Source organism: Mesorhizobium sp. NFR06 (genome assembly GCF_900115245.1).
Taxonomy (GTDB): Bacteria; Pseudomonadota; Alphaproteobacteria; order Rhizobiales; family Rhizobiaceae; genus Mesorhizobium.
Genome location: NZ_FOVT01000011.1, coordinates 124,872 through 138,846 on the forward strand (window position 1 = coordinate 124,872; position 13,975 = coordinate 138,846).

Genomic DNA, 13,975 nt, shown 5'->3' on the forward strand with positions numbered 1-13,975 from the left:
CGTCCTGGCGGCGGGCCTCGCCGGCCGAAACGGTCAGTCCTGGTGCAGGATGAATTCCAGGTAGAGGTTGCGTTGCAGGATCGAATGGTTGTCGTCGGATATCAGCGACACCATCAGCGCGCCGTCGTCTCGGGTCCAGACGTCGAGCCCTTCCATATTGTCGATCTGGTAGGCCATATCGGCCTCGATCAGCACCGGCCCGTCGGCGACCGCGCCCTTTTTAACGCTCTCGCCATAGATGCGCCGCAGCCGCATCTTCACCCCGCGCGCGATCGAGAAGCTGCGCTCCAGAAGCAGCAGATCGCCGCCCGGCAGGAAGGCGCCGTCGGTGATGTCGAAATCGCCGTCGCGCTTGACGCTGAAGATCCCCTTATGCGGCCCTTCGATAACGGCGGCATAGACGTTGCCTGCCTCGTCGAGGCTCCTCTCCGAAACCACGACCAGGCCGCCCGCGTGCTGCCCATCACGGTTGGCGTGGGCGACGGTCTCGAAGCCGCGGTTCTGGCGCAGCTCCCGGGCGGGAACTAGGTAATCGAGCTGCTTGAACGGCGCTTTCATGTCGTCGGCATCGATCTTGAACTGGGCGACACGATGGTCGCGCTCGAAGCCAACGGTGGCGATGCCGTCCTTCACCGCAAGCCCTTCCGCGTCGACTTCCCATTTCCTGTCGATCGGACGGCCCCAAGCATCGACCATCTGCTGCACGCGGAAATTCTTCACGCCCGACGGACGTTTGTCGGCGTCACGCGTGATCGTGCCGAAAAACCAGAAACCCGTATCGGCGACGCCGATGAAATCGCTGCCATGCTTCAGGAAGCGAAACGCCGACAGCGCGCCGAAATCGCCCGCCGGCGAGGTCATTTCCAGCCCGCCGGCGAATTCGAACGGCCCGAACCGCGTCTCGTCGTGGCCGATATGGAACTGGCTGATCGGCCGCGCCGAAATCTCGACCGGCTCGACAACGGTTCGCTGGGCGGCAATCGCCGGCGAGGCGCAGGCCAGCATGCAGGCGGCAAGCGCCCGCAGCGCACGCGAAAAGATCATCCGGCGCGTCGCAAGCCGCCGCGCCTGGTGTCGCGCGCGCTCTCCTCGCCGAACAGCGAGGCGAGTTGCTCGGTCATGGCGCCTGCCAGTTCCTCGGCATCGACGATGGTGACGGCGCGCCGGTAGTAGCGCGTGACGTCGTGGCCGATGCCGATCGCCAGGAGCTCGACCGGCGAGCGCGTCTCGATCAGCTCGATGACCGCCCGCAGATGCCGCTCGAGATAATTGCCCGGATTGACCGAGAGCGTCGAATCGTCGACCGGCGCGCCGTCCGAGATCATCATCAGGATCTTGCGCTGCTCGGGCCGGCCGATCAGCCGGTTATGCGCCCACAGCAGCGCCTCGCCGTCGATGTTTTCCTTGAGCAGGCCCTCGCGCATCATCAGGCCGAGATTGCGGCGCGCGCGCCGCCACGGATGATCGGCGGACTTGTAGATGATGTGGCGCAGGTCGTTGAGCCGGCCGGGATTCGGCGGCTTGCCGTCCTTCAGCCATTTCTCGCGCGCCTGCCCGCCTTTCCAGGCGCGGGTGGTGAAACCGAGGATTTCAACCGAAACGCCGCAGCGCTCCAGCGTGCGCGCCAGAATGTCGGCGCAGGTCGCCGCGACCGTGATCGGCCGGCCGCGCATCGAGCCCGAATTGTCGAGCACCAGCGACACCACCGTGTCGCGGAACTTGGTGTCGCGCTCCTGCTTGAAGGACAGCGGCTGCATCGGATCGATGACGACGCGCACCAGCCGCGCCGGATCGAGATAGCCTTCCTCGAGGTCGAAATCCCAGGAGCGGTTCTGCTGCGCCATCAGCCGGCGCTGCAGCCGGTTGGCGAGCCGCCCGACGACCCCTGAGAGGTTGGCGAGCTGCTTGTCGAGGAAAGCGCGCAGCCGGTCGAGCTCTTCTTCCTCGCAAAGGTCCTCGGCGCCCACCGTCTCGTCGAAGGCGGTGGTGAAGACCTTGTAGTCGATCTCTTTCGGCAGGTTGAGGAACGGATTGTCGTGGCGCTTGGCCTCGCCCGGCGTCTCGGCGTCGGCATCGTCTTCATCCGAGAGATCGTCGGAGGTGGCGTCGGTGGCCTCCGTCTCGGCCGACTCTTCCTCGTCGGCGGAGGCTTCGGCATCTTCGGACTGCGACTGCTCGGAGCCGGAATCGTCCTCGCCGCCTTCCTCGCCCTGGTCCTCGCCCTGCTGCTCGTTCTCTTCGTTTTCCTCCGAGTCGTCGGTTTCCTGGTCGTCGCCGAGCTCATCGGCCATCTCCATGGAAACGAGCATCTCGCGCACCACCCGGGCAAAGGCCTGCTGGTCCTCGAGCTTGGCCGACAGGCCGTCGAGAGCGCCGCTGGCCTTTTCCTCGACCCAGGGACGCCAAAGATCGACCAGACGCTCGCCGCTCTTCGGCACGGGCCGGCCGGTGAGCTTTTCGCGCACGATCAGCGCCACCGCCTCTTCGAGCGGCGCGTCCGCCTTGTCCCTGACGTCGACGAGGTTTGCCTTGGCGTATTTGTCCTCGAGCATCGAGCCGATATTGTCGGCCACGCCCTGCATGGCGCGGCTGCCGATCGCCTCGACGCGCGCCTGCTCGACGGCGTCGAAAACAGACCGCGCCAGCTTGCCTTCCGGCGCCAGCTTGTTGTGGATGCGCTGATCGTGGCAGGCGCGCTTCAGCGCCATGGAATCGCCTAAGCCGCGCGTGATGGCGATATCGTTGCGGGAGGCCTTCTTGGGTAGCTCGGGCAGGCGGGCACGATTGCCGGCCAGCGCCGGCCGGTCCTTGGCAAAGCCGACCTCGAGGTCCTTGTCGCCGGCGACGGCGCGCATGCAGACGGTAACGGCGCGCTTGAAGCTGTCCGCTTCAGACCCGTTCTTCGGCTTGTTGCGCGTGTTGTCGCCCGGACCCGCCATCGTTCATTCCCTGCGCGATTAGCCTGGAAGGCTGAACGCCTTCTGGCGCGCGCCTAGCCCAGCACCACGTTGGCGGCGCTCTCCGGCAGATCCTCGCCAAAGGCGCGCTGGTAGAATTCGGCGACCACCGAACGCTCCAGTTCGTCGCATTTGTTGAGGAAGGTCAGCCGGAACGCCATGCCGATGTCGCCGAAGATCTCGGCGTTTTCGGCCCAGGTGATGACGGTACGCGGGCTCATCACGGTCGACAGGTCGCCATTGATGAAGGCCGAACGCGTCATGTCGGCGACACGCACCATCTTGTTGACGATGTCCTTGCCCTTGCTGTCGCGATAGTGCTTGGCCTTGGCCAGTACGATGTTCACCTCGTTGTCGTGGGGCAGGTAGTTGAGCGTGGTGACGATCGACCAACGGTCCATCTGCGCCTGGTTGATCTGCTGCGTGCCGTGATAGAGGCCGGTCGTGTCGCCGAGCCCGACCGTGTTGGCGGTGGCGAAAAGCCGGAACGCCGGGTGCGGGCGGATGACCCGGCTCTGGTCGAGCAGCGTCAGGCGGCCCGACGATTCCAGCACGCGCTGGATGACGAACATCACGTCCGGGCGGCCGGCATCGTATTCGTCGAAGCAGAGCGCCACGTTGTGCTGGTAGGCCCATGGCAGGATGCCGTCGCGGAACTCGGTGATCTGCAGGCCTTCCTTGACCACGATCGCGTCCTTGCCGACGAGATCGATACGGCTGACATGGCTGTCGAGGTTGACGCGCACGCAGGGCCAGTTGAGCCGCGCCGCGACCTGCTCGATATGCGTCGACTTGCCGGTGCCGTGATAGCCCGACACCATGACGCGGCGGTTGTAGGCAAAGCCGGCGAGGATCGCCAATGTCGTCGCGCGGTCGAAGAGATAGTCGGGGTCGATGTCCGGCACATGCTCGGTCGCCGCCGAATAGGCGGGAACGATCATCTTGGAGTCGAAGCCGAATTTCTCCTTCACCGGCACCGTCGTGTCGGGCAGGTTGGCGATATCGCGATCGACCTTGTTCATCTCTATCAACGTCTCCACGGGCGAAACGCCGCGTTTCGCCGGCAATCGATTTTGTTCGGGGGCGGTCTTAGAGCCTTTTCCAACCTTATGAAAGTTGGAAACGACTTGGGACCTTAGGGCCGCTCAGCACAATCCTGCTTGCTTGAGCACGCGATAGGCCTGCAGCACATCGCGGAACCGGTCTTCCGAACCTCTGTCGCCGCCATTCGCATCCGGATGGTGGCGCTTAACGAGTTCCTTATAGCGCGCCTTGATGTCCTGACCAGTCGCCTTTGTGTCAAGACCAAGCGTTTCCAGCGCCTTGGCCTCAAGCGGCTTTGCCTTGCGCTCGCGCGGCTCCCGTGCTCCGCCGCTGAACAGGTTGAAGGGATCGCGCATGCGATTGTAATAGCCGGCGCGCCCCGAACGCTGCTGCGCGAAATCCGGCGCCGAGCGCGTCCCGCCTACATTGGCGCCCATGCGCCATGTCGGCCTGTGGCCGGTCAGCGCCTCTTTCTGGAAGCGGGCGATCTCGCTGTCCGACACGCCGGAGAAGTAGTTGAAGCCCTTGTTGTATTCGCGCACATGCTCGAAACAGAAGCGGAAATATTCGCCCTCCTTGAGGCGCCCGACCGGCGCCCGATGCGTGCCGGCCTCCTTGCAGCCGTCCCACTGGCAGACCGGCGCGCGCGACTTCAACTCCGCGTCCTTCTCCGGCCGGATTCGAATTTTCTCGAAATATTTGGGGTACGCTTTCATCTCACCCATTTATGGGCTGTTCGCACGTGCGAAACAAGAATTGACATTTCACCGATGATCGCCCTAACCGCTGAATCGCGGCTTAAAAGCGGTCGAAAACGTAGATTCTGCGGCTGTGCCGCAGATGTGGGGAAGGGAAAACCGCATGTCCATACAGTCGACGATGGAAAACAAGCTGAAAGCGGCATTTGCGCCGGAAAGGCTTGCCGTCATCAATGAAAGCCACCTTCACGCCGGCCATCATCATGCCGAGTCTGGCCATCACGCGACGTTCGACGGCACCGGCGAGACGCATTTTCGCGTCCGCATCGTCTCCGCTGCGTTTGCCGGCAGGGGCCGCATCGAGCGCCACCGCGCCGTCAACGGTCTGCTCGCCGACGAATTGAAAGCCGGCGTGCATGCGCTGGCCATCGAAGCGGCCGCACCTGGCGAGAAGACGCGCTGGTGAATGGTCAGCCGACAGTCGCCTTGAGGAACGCCATCGCCGCCGCCGTCAAGGCGTCGCCATCCTGGCCGAAATCGCGATTGATCGACATGTGCGTATAGGCGCTGCCGTCGAACAGCCTGACCTTGGTGCCGGCGGCGCGCAGGCGCTCGGCGAAGGCTTTCGACTCCTCGCCGCGGCCTGAGGCGCGCGAATAGGCGATGAAGGTCGGCGGATGCGTCCTGCCATCGACATAGCTCGCCGGCGAAAGCGCCGCCCATTGCGCTGGATCCGAGAAGACACGCGCATAAGCTCGAACCATGCCGCCCTTCCTGGAAAGCGCGGCAAGATCGTAGGCCCTGGTATCGTCGAGGATCAGCGCGGCCACACCCGGCAACCCGCCGCGCATGGCGGTGAGCGCAATCAGGTGACAGCCGGCCGAATGGCCCATGCCGACGATGCGCTTCGGATCGCCGCCATATCGGGCGATATTGGCTCGCGCATAGGCGTAAGCCTTTTCGACGTCGCTCGCCTGTGTCGCGACATCCGCTTCCGGCAGCATGCGGTAGTCGATCGAGACGAACACGAAGCCGTTGGCGAGCAGGAAGTCCGGTTTGGAGCCGACCTGGCTGCGGTTGCCGAACCTCCATGCGCCGCCATGGACGAAAAACACCACCGGCAGATTTTTCGCGCCATCGGGCGCGTAGACGTCGAGCCTGGCAGGTCCGTAGTCGACGGTGCGAGGCGCCGGCTGGGGCGCGCGCTGGGCCGCCGATGCAGCGGCCGGCAGCATCGCAGCGATCGATGCCATTATGAAGCCGCGTCTATCGATCACCGTCACCTCCGGCCAGCTAGAGCAATTCCACGAAAAGTATGACCGGTTTCTGTCAGGAATTGCGTCAAAACAACGAGATGGAACGGCGGCGGCGCGCGTACGCTCGCCATTCGCGTCAGCAAGGATCAATAATCACTTCGGTAAGGGTCAATAATGACAACTCGTGGGTGCGAAACCGAATCCTGCCCTTGAAGCTTCGCCGGTAATCACCACGTATTTTTCAGGCGAGCACTTTCGGCCGTGTCGGGTATCCCCTAAGGTCGATGCCAGGTTGCATGTGTTCCCCTTCACGTGAAGGGAACCACAATGCTTTCCGGCAGTTGAAAGAGCGATGAGCCGATTGGCAGCCTGTCGGCTCCGAGGCAAAGCATCATGCGCGATAACCAATCCGACGTCTTCGATCTGTTTTCGGAGGTTTATTCCAACGCGGCCCAGGAAGAGATCAGCCTCCAGCAGTATCTGCTGGCCTGCCGCGAGGACAAATCAATGTATGCTTCGGCGCCGGAACGCATGGTCGAGGCAATCGGCGCCCCGAACCTGGTCGACACCAGCAAGGACGAGCGGCTCGGCCGCATTTTTTCCAACCGCACCATCAAAATCTATCCCTCCTTCTCCGACTTCTACGGAATGGAGGATACGATCGAGCGTATCGCCGGATATTTCCGCTACGCCTCGCAAGGCCTCGAGGAGCGCAAGCAGATCCTCTATCTCCTCGGCCCGGTCGGCGGCGGCAAGTCCTCGCTCGCCGAACGGCTGAAGAAACTGATGGAGCAGCGCCCGATCTACACGCTCAAGGTCGGCAACCAGATCAGCCCGGTTTTCGAATCGCCGCTCGGCCTTTTCCATCCGGACCGCATGGGCGATCTGCTCGAAGACAAATACGGCATCGCCCGCCGCCGCCTGAACGGGCTGATCTCGCCCTGGGCAGCCAAGCGGCTCGACGAACTGAACGGCGACATTTCCAAATTCAGCGTGGTCAAGCTGTCGCCGTCGCGTCTGCGCCAGATCGCCATCGCCAAGACCGAGCCCGGCGACGAGAACAATCAGGACGTTTCGGCCCTGGTCGGCAAGGTCGACATCAGGCAATTGGAAAATTTCAGCCAATCCGATCCGGATGCCTATTCCTACAGCGGCGGCCTGAACCGGACCACGCAAGGGCTGCTCGAATTCGTCGAGATGTTCAAGGCGCCCATCAAGGTCCTGCACCCATTGCTGACGGCAACCCAGGAAGGCAGCTACAACGGCACCGAGAATTTCGGCGCCTTCCCATATCAGGGCATCGTCGTTGCCCATTCCAATGAATCGGAATGGCAGCAGTTCAAGAACAACAAGAACAATGAGGCCTTCCTCGACCGCATCCTCGTGGTCAAGGTTCCCTATTGCCTGCGCATCTCCGAGGAAAGGCAAATCTACGAGAAGCTGTTGCGCGAAAGCGAACTTGCGAACAGCCCATGCGCGCCCGAGGTGCTGGACATTCTCAGCCGCTTCACCGTCTCGACCCGCCTTGCCGAGCACGAGAATTCGCCGCTTTACACCAAGATGCGCGCCTATGACGGCGAAAACCTCAAGGAGATCGACCCGAAGGCCAAGTCGGTCCAGGAATATCGCGATGCCGCCGGTGTCGACGAGGGCATGACCGGGGTCAGCACCCGCTTCGCCTTCAAGATCCTGTCGCAGACGTTCAACTACGACACCAAGGAGGTCGCCGCCGATCCCGTTCACCTGATGTACATCCTCGAGGAGGCGATCAAGCGCGAGCAATTCCCGAAGGAGACGGAGGCCGCCTACCTGGAATTCATCAAGTCCGAACTCGCGGCGCGCTATGCCGAGTTCATCGGCCATGAGATCCAGAAGGCCTATTTGGAATCCTACAGCGAGTACGGCCAGAACCTCTTCGACCGCTACATCGCCTACGCCGATGCCTGGATCGAGGATCAGGACTACAAGGACCCCGACACGGGCCAGATCCTCAACCGCGAGATCCTGGACAAGGAGTTGTCGCAGGTCGAGAAACCGGCCGGCATCGCCAATCCCAAGGATTTCCGCAACGAAGTGGTCAAATTCACCTTGCGCGCGCGGGCGCGCAACCATGGCCGCAACCCATCCTGGACGAGCTATGAAAAGCTTCGCGAGGTCATCGAAAAGCGCATGTTCGGTCAGGTTGAGGACCTGTTGCCGGTGATCAGCTTCGGCTCCAAGCAGGACAGCGTCACGGAGAAACGGCACAATGAATTCGTGCAGCGCATGGTGGAACGCGGTTACACCGAGCGGCAAGTGCGCCGGCTGGTCGACTGGTACATGCGCGTGAACAAGGCGGGCTGAGCAAGCCCGAACGGTTCCATGCCGATCTTCATCGACCGCCGCCTGAACCCGAAAGACAAGAGCCTGGGCAATCGTCAGCGCTTCCTCAGGCGCGCCCGCGAAGAGCTCAAGCGCAGCATCCGCGACCAGGTTCGCTCAGGGCGCATCGCCGAGGTCGACCGCGAGCATGCCGTGCCGATGCCCCGCAAGGGCACCAGCGAACCGACCTTCGGCGGCGACAAGGAAAGTGGCCGCCGCCAGCACGTCCTGCCCGGCAACAGGACGTTCAACTCCGGCGATCTCATCCCCAAGCCTGGTGGCGTGGGCGGCAGCCAATCGGCTCCGGGAACAACGGAATCCGAAGACGATTTTCGCTTCGTGCTGTCGCGCGAGGAGGTGCTCGACCTCTTCTTCGAAGACCTGGAACTGCCCGATCTGGTCAAGCTCAATCTCAAGCAGATACTGAGCTTCAAGCCAAGACGGGCCGGCTTTACGGCAAGCGGAGCGCCCACCAACATCAATGTCGGCCGCACGATGCGAAACAGCCACGGGCGCCGCATCGCTCTCAGGCGCCCCAAACAGGCGGAGCTGGACGCGATCGCCCAGGAGATTGCCGAGCTTCAAGCCAAGCCGGAAGGCGCGGCTGTGCGCGATCGCATCGCCGCCCTGCGCGAGGAATTCGACCGGCTCGAGCGCCGGCGCAAGCGGATTGCCTATGTCGATCCGGTCGACATCCGTTTCAATCGGTTCGATCCCCAACCGGTGCCGACTGCGAGTGCGGTGATGTTCTGCCTGATGGACGTCTCGGGGTCGATGGGAGAGCGCGAGAAGGACCTGGCCAAACGCTTCTTCGTGTTGCTGCACCTGTTCCTGACACGCCGCTATGAGCGCATCGAGGTAGTCTTCATCCGCCACACCCACGAAGCCAAGGAGGTGGACGAGCAGACGTTCTTCTACCACACCGAAAGCGGCGGAACCGTCGTTTCCACCGCGCTCGAGGAAATGCACCGCATCATCGAGCAGCGCTATCCGGTCGCCGAATGGAATATCTACGCCGCCCAGGCCTCCGACGGCGACAATTTCGCCACCGACTCGGAACGCTGCATAGAGCTGCTCGACCGCAAGCTCATGCGCCTTTGCCAGTATTTCGCCTATGTGGAGATCATCGACGAGCGGGAAAGCCACATTTTCGGCTCCACCCAGAACGGCACGTCGCTCTGGCGCGCCTACAATGCCGTCGACGGGAAATGGCCGAATTTCCAGATGAGGCGCATTGCCGCTCCGGCCGATATATACCCGGTCTTTCGCCAGCTCTTCGCCAGGCAGCCTGCCCTGCGCAAGAGCGTTTGAGGACGTGGTCGATGGGACGTGGGCCGATGGTCAGTCAGGCGCGCAAATCCGAACTGTTGTTTTCCGGGTCGGACTGGGATTTCAACAAATTGTCGCGCGTCTACGACGAGATCGAGGCGATCGGACGCGAAGAGCTTCACCTCGATATCTATCCGGTGCAGATGGAGGTCATTTCCTCAGAGCAGATGCTCGACGCCTATTCGTCGGTCGGCATGCCGCTGATGTATCGGCATTGGTCGTTCGGCAAACGTTTCCTCTATGACGAACTTCTCTACCGCAAGGGCGCTCGCGGTTTGGCCTATGAACTGGTCATCAACTCCAATCCCTGCATCGTCTATCTCATGGAAGAGAACACCATGGCCCTGCAGGCTTTGGTGACAGCCCACGCCGCGCTTGGACACAACCATTTCTTCAAGAACAATCATCTCTTCCGGCAATGGACGGATGCCGGCGGCATCCTGAGCTATCTCGATTTTGCCAAGAGCTACATCGCCCGATGCGAGGAACGCCATGGCCTGCCAGCAGTGGAGGCGATCCTGGATTCCGCCCACGCGCTGATGGAGCAAGGCGTGTTCCGCTACCGTCGGCCGCCGAAGCTGTCATCGGAACAGCAGCGCGAAGGGCTGCGCGAGCGCCTCGAATACGAGGAGCGTTCGTTCAACGATCTCTGGCGAACGCTGCCGCCCTCGCCGGGAAAGAGCAAGCCGGAAGCCAGCGACGAAACCCTTGCCGAGCGGAAGAAATCGCTCAATCTGCCGGAAGAAAACCTGCTCTATTTCCTCGAGAAGAACAGCCTCGTCCTCGAGCCTTGGCAGCGCGAGATCATCCGGATCGTGCGTGTCATCGCGCAATATTTTTATCCGCAGCGGCAAACCCAGGTGATGAACGAAGGTTGCGCCACCTTCGTGCACTACACTCTCATGAACACACTTTTCGACCGTGGCCGCATCAGCGAAGGCGCCATGCTCGAGATCTTGCGCAACCATTCGAACGTGGTTTTCCAGCCGGCCTATGACGACCCGCGCTTTTCCGGCATCAATCCCTATGCGCTGGGTCTCGACATGATGCAGGATATCAAGCGCATGTCGACCGCGCCGACCGCGGAAGACCGCGACTGGTTTCCCGACATCGCCGGCCGTGGCGACTGGCGCGACACGCTGCTCGATGCCTGGGCCAACCACCGCGACGAATCCTTCATCCGCCAGTATCTGAGCCCGACGCTGATCCGGAAGTGGCGGCTCTTCGTGCTCGCCGACGGTGCCGACGAGCCGCACTACGAGGTCGCCTCGATCCACAATGAGCGTGGCTATGCCAAGATCCGGTCAGCGCTTGCTCAAAGTTACGACGTGGGAGCGAGCCGTCCCGACATCCAGGTGGTTGACGTCGATCTTCTGGGCGACCGGCATCTGCGACTTCAGCACAATGTCAAGGATGGCATCATGCTCGAGGGTCAAAGCCGCGATGCAACGCTGCGCCATATCCGAAACCTTTGGGGCTACGACGTCAGCCTGGCTGCAATCGATGCTGGAACCGGCGCCATGCTCAGCGAGCGCTGGACAAAGGAACTTTGACGGCGGCGACGCCATTCGCAGGCCAGCACCACCTGGATGTCGACACACCCTATCCATCGCCGGCGGGCCTGATCCTCAAGCGTGCGATGCGGTTCTTGTCACGCTTCATCACCACGAAACGCTTGCCGTGGAAGGTGAAGGCCTGCTTCTCCTCCGGGATGGACTGCGTCTCATGGATGACGAGGCCGGCGATCGTCGTGGCTTCCTCGTCGGGCAGGTCCCAGTCGAGCGCGCGGTTCAAATCGCGGATCGGCACCGTGCCGTCGACGACGACGGAGCCGTCCGCCTCTTTCTTCACGCCCTGCATGTCGACATCGTGTTCATCGGCGATCTCGCCGACGATCTCCTCGATGATGTCTTCCAGCGTCACCAGCCCCTCGACCTCGCCGTATTCGTCGACGACGATGGCGAAATGCGCCTTGCGGCGCAGGAAGGCGTTGAGCTGTTCCTGCAAGGTTGTCGTATCCGGCACGAACCAGGGCTTCGCCGCGATCTTCATCACGTCGATCTGCGAAAAATCGTTGCCGACCTCGTTGAGGGCCCTGAGCAGGTCTTTCGCATGCAGCACGCCGACGATGTTGTCGAGCGAGCCCTTCCACACCGGCATGCGGGTGTGCGGGCTCTGCAGGATTTCGCGCACCACCGCCTCCGGCGCATTGTCGGCATTGACCGAGCGCATATTGGTGCGGTGGACCATGATATCGGACACTTCGAGTTCCTCGAGGTCGAACAGGCCCTCGAGTCGATTGCGCTCCTCACGCACCGCGTCGTCGCGACGGGGATCATCGCTGTCTTCGTCCCTGCCGTTACGCTCGAACCGTTGCGGGTCGATCGGCCGCAGCGCGTAGCCGAAAGCGGCAAGCAATCGGCCGCGCAACAGAAGCGCCAACAGCACGATGGCGGCGAGGACGGCGGCAACGATCCAGCCGGCGTCGCTCATCCCGGCCAGCTTTCCCGCCGGCCCGGATGGCTCGCCTTGAGGAAGGTGAGCACTTCCGAGGGCGGCACGTCCTTGGCGATGAAGGCCTGGCCGATGCCGCGCGTCAGAATGAAGGTGAGCGCACCGCGCGAGACCTTCTTGTCCTGGGTGATGAAGCCCAGCAGCGCCTCGGCGTCCGGCAGGTCACCGGGAATATCGGCCATGCGCCAGGGCAAGCCGACGGCGCGAAGATGCGCCTCGACGCGGGCCGCATCGTCGGGGCTAGCCAGGTTGAGGCGCGCCGAGAAACGATGCGCCAGCGCCATACCGATGGCGACACCCTCGCCATGGACGAGACGCGCGCCGTCATATTGCGTGGCGGCCTCCAGCGCATGACCGAACGTGTGGCCGAGATTGAGCAGCGCGCGATCGCCGGTCTCGAACTCGTCGCGGGCAACGACATCGGCCTTGGCGCGGCAGGCTTCGGCAATCGCCTCGACCCGCGCCGCGCCGCCGGCAAACACCTCCCGCCAGTTCTGTTCGAGCCAGGCGAAGAAGGCCGGGCGGTCGATCAGCCCGTATTTGGCTAGCTCGGCATAGCCGGCGCGGAACTCGCGGATCGGCAGCGTGTCGAGCACGCCGGTGTCGGCGAGCACCAGCTTGGGCTGGTGGAAAACGCCGACGAGGTTCTTACCGCGTGCGCTGTTGATGCCGGTCTTGCCGCCAACGGAAGAATCGACCTGCGCCAAAAGCGACGTCGGGACCTGCACGAAATTCATGCCGCGCCGCACGATGCCGGAAGCAAAGCCGGCAAGATCGCCGATCACGCCGCCACCGAGCGCGATCACCACGTCGCGGCGTTCGAGCTTGGCGGCGAGCACGCCGTCGACCACCTCTTCCAGACGGGCAAAGCTCTTTGTCTTTTCGCCAGCCGGCAATGTGATGACGGCCGACTGGATGCCGCCCTTCTCCAGGCCGGCCTTCAGCGTTTCGAGATGCGCGCCGGCGACGTTCTCGTCGGTGACGATGGCCGCGCGGGTACCGGGAAGGCGGCGCGCGATCTCCTCGCCGGAGCGCCCCAGCAATCCGGAGCCGATCAGGATGTCATAGCCGCGATCGCCGAGCCCGACCTCGACCTTCACCGGTTCGGCATTGCTCATGACCGCACCTCGTCAGTTGTGGCGCTTGTAGCGCCTGCCGCGGCCGTGTCGACGCCGAGTTGGGCGCAGAGCGCCGCAACGACTTCGCCGGCGATGATCTCCTTGCGGTCGTCGCGCGTCGGCACGGTCAGGTCGGCGTTGGCGTAGACCGGGTAACGCTCGCTCATCAGCCGCTCGAGCACAGCTCGCGGATCGGGGTTCTTCAGCAGCGGCCGGTTCTGTTTCTTCGAAACCCGCTCCATCAGGAGGTCGAGGTCGGCCTTCAGCCAGACCGATACGCCATGGGCCGCGATCGCCTCGCGGGTGTGGGCGTTCATGAAGGCGCCGCCGCCGGTCGACAGCACTTGCGGGCCATGTTCCAGCAGGCGCAGGATCACCCGCTGCTCCAGCGCGCGGAATTCCGGCTCACCATAGCGCTCGAACAGCTCCGGCACCGTCATGCGCGAGACGCTTTCGATTTCCTGGTCGCTATCCATGAAGGGCAGCGAAAGCATCATCGCCACCTTGCGGCCGATCGCGGTCTTGCCGGCGCCCATCAGCCCGACGAAGACGATCGAGCGGCTGCCGAGCCGTTCGATCAGCGCGGCGCGGCCTTCGTCCGTCGGATTTGCTGGCAGAGCGTTCATCGGGGCCCCTTTGCGCCGTATCGACATCAAAAGCCTGTTTGCGTCAAGCACGGCCGGGCAAAGCGCCCGAAG

At 63.0% G+C, this 13,975-nt stretch carries 12 protein-coding genes; 4 read left to right on the forward strand and 8 right to left on the reverse strand.

The features are described 5' to 3' along the window. Positions 1-33: 33 nt before the first annotated feature. The 4 genes from F3H96_RS19825 to F3H96_RS19840 all read right to left on the reverse strand — a co-directional run bounded on the left by F3H96_RS19825 (position 34) and on the right by F3H96_RS19840 (position 4,726). On the reverse strand, positions 34-1,044 hold the full coding sequence (locus F3H96_RS19825) for an esterase-like activity of phytase family protein (RefSeq protein ID WP_149803412.1): 1,011 nt from the start codon (positions 1,042-1,044) through the stop codon (positions 34-36). Further along, entirely contained in the window at positions 1,041-2,939 is a 1,899-nt protein-coding gene (gene cobT, locus F3H96_RS19830) for a cobaltochelatase subunit CobT (protein WP_149803413.1), read from the reverse strand. Before cobT ends, F3H96_RS19825 begins: the two co-directional genes overlap by 4 nt. 53 nt (positions 2,940-2,992) lie before the next feature. Continuing rightward, positions 2,993-3,979, reverse strand: a complete 987-nt coding sequence (gene cobS / locus F3H96_RS19835; RefSeq protein WP_149803414.1) for a cobaltochelatase subunit CobS — start codon at positions 3,977-3,979, stop codon at positions 2,993-2,995. 123 nt (positions 3,980-4,102) lie between these two features. Then, a complete protein-coding gene (locus F3H96_RS19840) occupies positions 4,103-4,726 on the reverse strand; it encodes a J domain-containing protein (RefSeq protein WP_149803415.1) in 624 nt (207 codons plus the stop codon). A gap of 136 nt (positions 4,727-4,862) precedes the next feature. Between F3H96_RS19840 and F3H96_RS19845 the strand changes: the two genes are divergently transcribed. Continuing rightward, complete coding sequence (locus F3H96_RS19845; RefSeq protein ID WP_149803416.1) at positions 4,863-5,165, forward strand: BolA family protein; 303 nt, start codon at positions 4,863-4,865, stop codon at positions 5,163-5,165. 4 nt (positions 5,166-5,169) lie between these two features. Here the strand turns inward: F3H96_RS19845 and F3H96_RS19850 are convergent, their stop codons facing one another. Further along, positions 5,170-5,976 carry an alpha/beta hydrolase gene (locus F3H96_RS19850; RefSeq protein ID WP_149803417.1) on the reverse strand — a complete coding sequence of 269 codons (807 nt, stop codon included), beginning with the start codon at positions 5,974-5,976 and terminating at the stop codon, positions 5,170-5,172. 372 nt (positions 5,977-6,348) lie between these two features. On the opposite strand from F3H96_RS19850, the gene F3H96_RS19855 reads away from it, so the two are divergent. Genes F3H96_RS19855 through F3H96_RS19865 form a run of 3 tightly spaced genes read left to right on the forward strand, consistent with a single transcriptional unit; the run spans position 6,349 to position 11,198 of the window. Beyond that, entirely contained in the window at positions 6,349-8,298 is a 1,950-nt protein-coding gene (locus F3H96_RS19855) for a PrkA family serine protein kinase (protein WP_149803418.1), read from the forward strand. Positions 8,299-8,316: 18 nt separating this feature from the next. Further along, positions 8,317-9,627: a YeaH/YhbH family protein gene (locus F3H96_RS19860; RefSeq protein WP_149803419.1), complete on the forward strand. Its 1,311-nt coding sequence runs from the start codon at positions 8,317-8,319 to the stop codon at positions 9,625-9,627. 26 nt (positions 9,628-9,653) lie between these two features. Continuing rightward, positions 9,654-11,198: a SpoVR family protein gene (locus F3H96_RS19865; protein ID WP_149803492.1), complete on the forward strand. Its 1,545-nt coding sequence runs from the start codon at positions 9,654-9,656 to the stop codon at positions 11,196-11,198. Between the two features lie 49 nt (positions 11,199-11,247). Here the strand turns inward: F3H96_RS19865 and F3H96_RS19870 are convergent, their stop codons facing one another. Genes F3H96_RS19870 through F3H96_RS19880 form a run of 3 tightly spaced genes read right to left on the reverse strand, consistent with a single transcriptional unit; the run spans position 11,248 to position 13,903 of the window. Continuing rightward, the gene (locus tag F3H96_RS19870; protein WP_149803420.1) at positions 11,248-12,138 is read right to left on the reverse strand and encodes a transporter associated domain-containing protein; all 891 of its coding nucleotides are present in this window, start codon (positions 12,136-12,138) and stop codon (positions 11,248-11,250) included. Beyond that, positions 12,135-13,277 carry a 3-dehydroquinate synthase gene (aroB, locus tag F3H96_RS19875; RefSeq protein WP_149803421.1) on the reverse strand — a complete coding sequence of 381 codons (1,143 nt, stop codon included), beginning with the start codon at positions 13,275-13,277 and terminating at the stop codon, positions 12,135-12,137. Before aroB ends, F3H96_RS19870 begins: the two co-directional genes overlap by 4 nt. After that, on the reverse strand, positions 13,274-13,903 hold the full coding sequence (locus F3H96_RS19880; protein ID WP_149803422.1) for a shikimate kinase: 630 nt from the start codon (positions 13,901-13,903) through the stop codon (positions 13,274-13,276). Before F3H96_RS19880 ends, aroB begins: the two co-directional genes overlap by 4 nt. Positions 13,904-13,975: the final 72 nt, after the last annotated feature.

What these genes read in the sequence shown, in the direction of transcription:
- F3H96_RS19825 (WP_149803412.1), bottom strand. Translation starts at nt 1,044, where the DNA reads ATGATCTTTTCGCGTGCGCTGCGGGCGCTTGCCGCCTGCATGCTGGCC.
- cobT (WP_149803413.1), bottom strand. Translation starts at nt 2,939, where the DNA reads ATGGCGGGTCCGGGCGACAACACGCGCAACAAGCCGAAGAACGGGTCT.
- cobS (WP_149803414.1), bottom strand. Translation starts at nt 3,979, where the DNA reads ATGAACAAGGTCGATCGCGATATCGCCAACCTGCCCGACACGACGGTG.
- F3H96_RS19840 (WP_149803415.1), bottom strand. Translation starts at nt 4,726, where the DNA reads ATGGGTGAGATGAAAGCGTACCCCAAATATTTCGAGAAAATTCGAATC.
- F3H96_RS19845 (WP_149803416.1), top strand. Translation starts at nt 4,863, where the DNA reads ATGTCCATACAGTCGACGATGGAAAACAAGCTGAAAGCGGCATTTGCG.
- F3H96_RS19855 (WP_149803418.1), top strand. Translation starts at nt 6,349, where the DNA reads ATGCGCGATAACCAATCCGACGTCTTCGATCTGTTTTCGGAGGTTTAT.
- F3H96_RS19860 (WP_149803419.1), top strand. Translation starts at nt 8,317, where the DNA reads ATGCCGATCTTCATCGACCGCCGCCTGAACCCGAAAGACAAGAGCCTG.
- F3H96_RS19865 (WP_149803492.1), top strand. Translation starts at nt 9,654, where the DNA reads ATGGTCAGTCAGGCGCGCAAATCCGAACTGTTGTTTTCCGGGTCGGAC.
- F3H96_RS19870 (WP_149803420.1), bottom strand. Translation starts at nt 12,138, where the DNA reads ATGAGCGACGCCGGCTGGATCGTTGCCGCCGTCCTCGCCGCCATCGTG.
- aroB (WP_149803421.1), bottom strand. Translation starts at nt 13,277, where the DNA reads ATGAGCAATGCCGAACCGGTGAAGGTCGAGGTCGGGCTCGGCGATCGC.
- F3H96_RS19880 (WP_149803422.1), bottom strand. Translation starts at nt 13,903, where the DNA reads ATGAACGCTCTGCCAGCAAATCCGACGGACGAAGGCCGCGCCGCGCTG.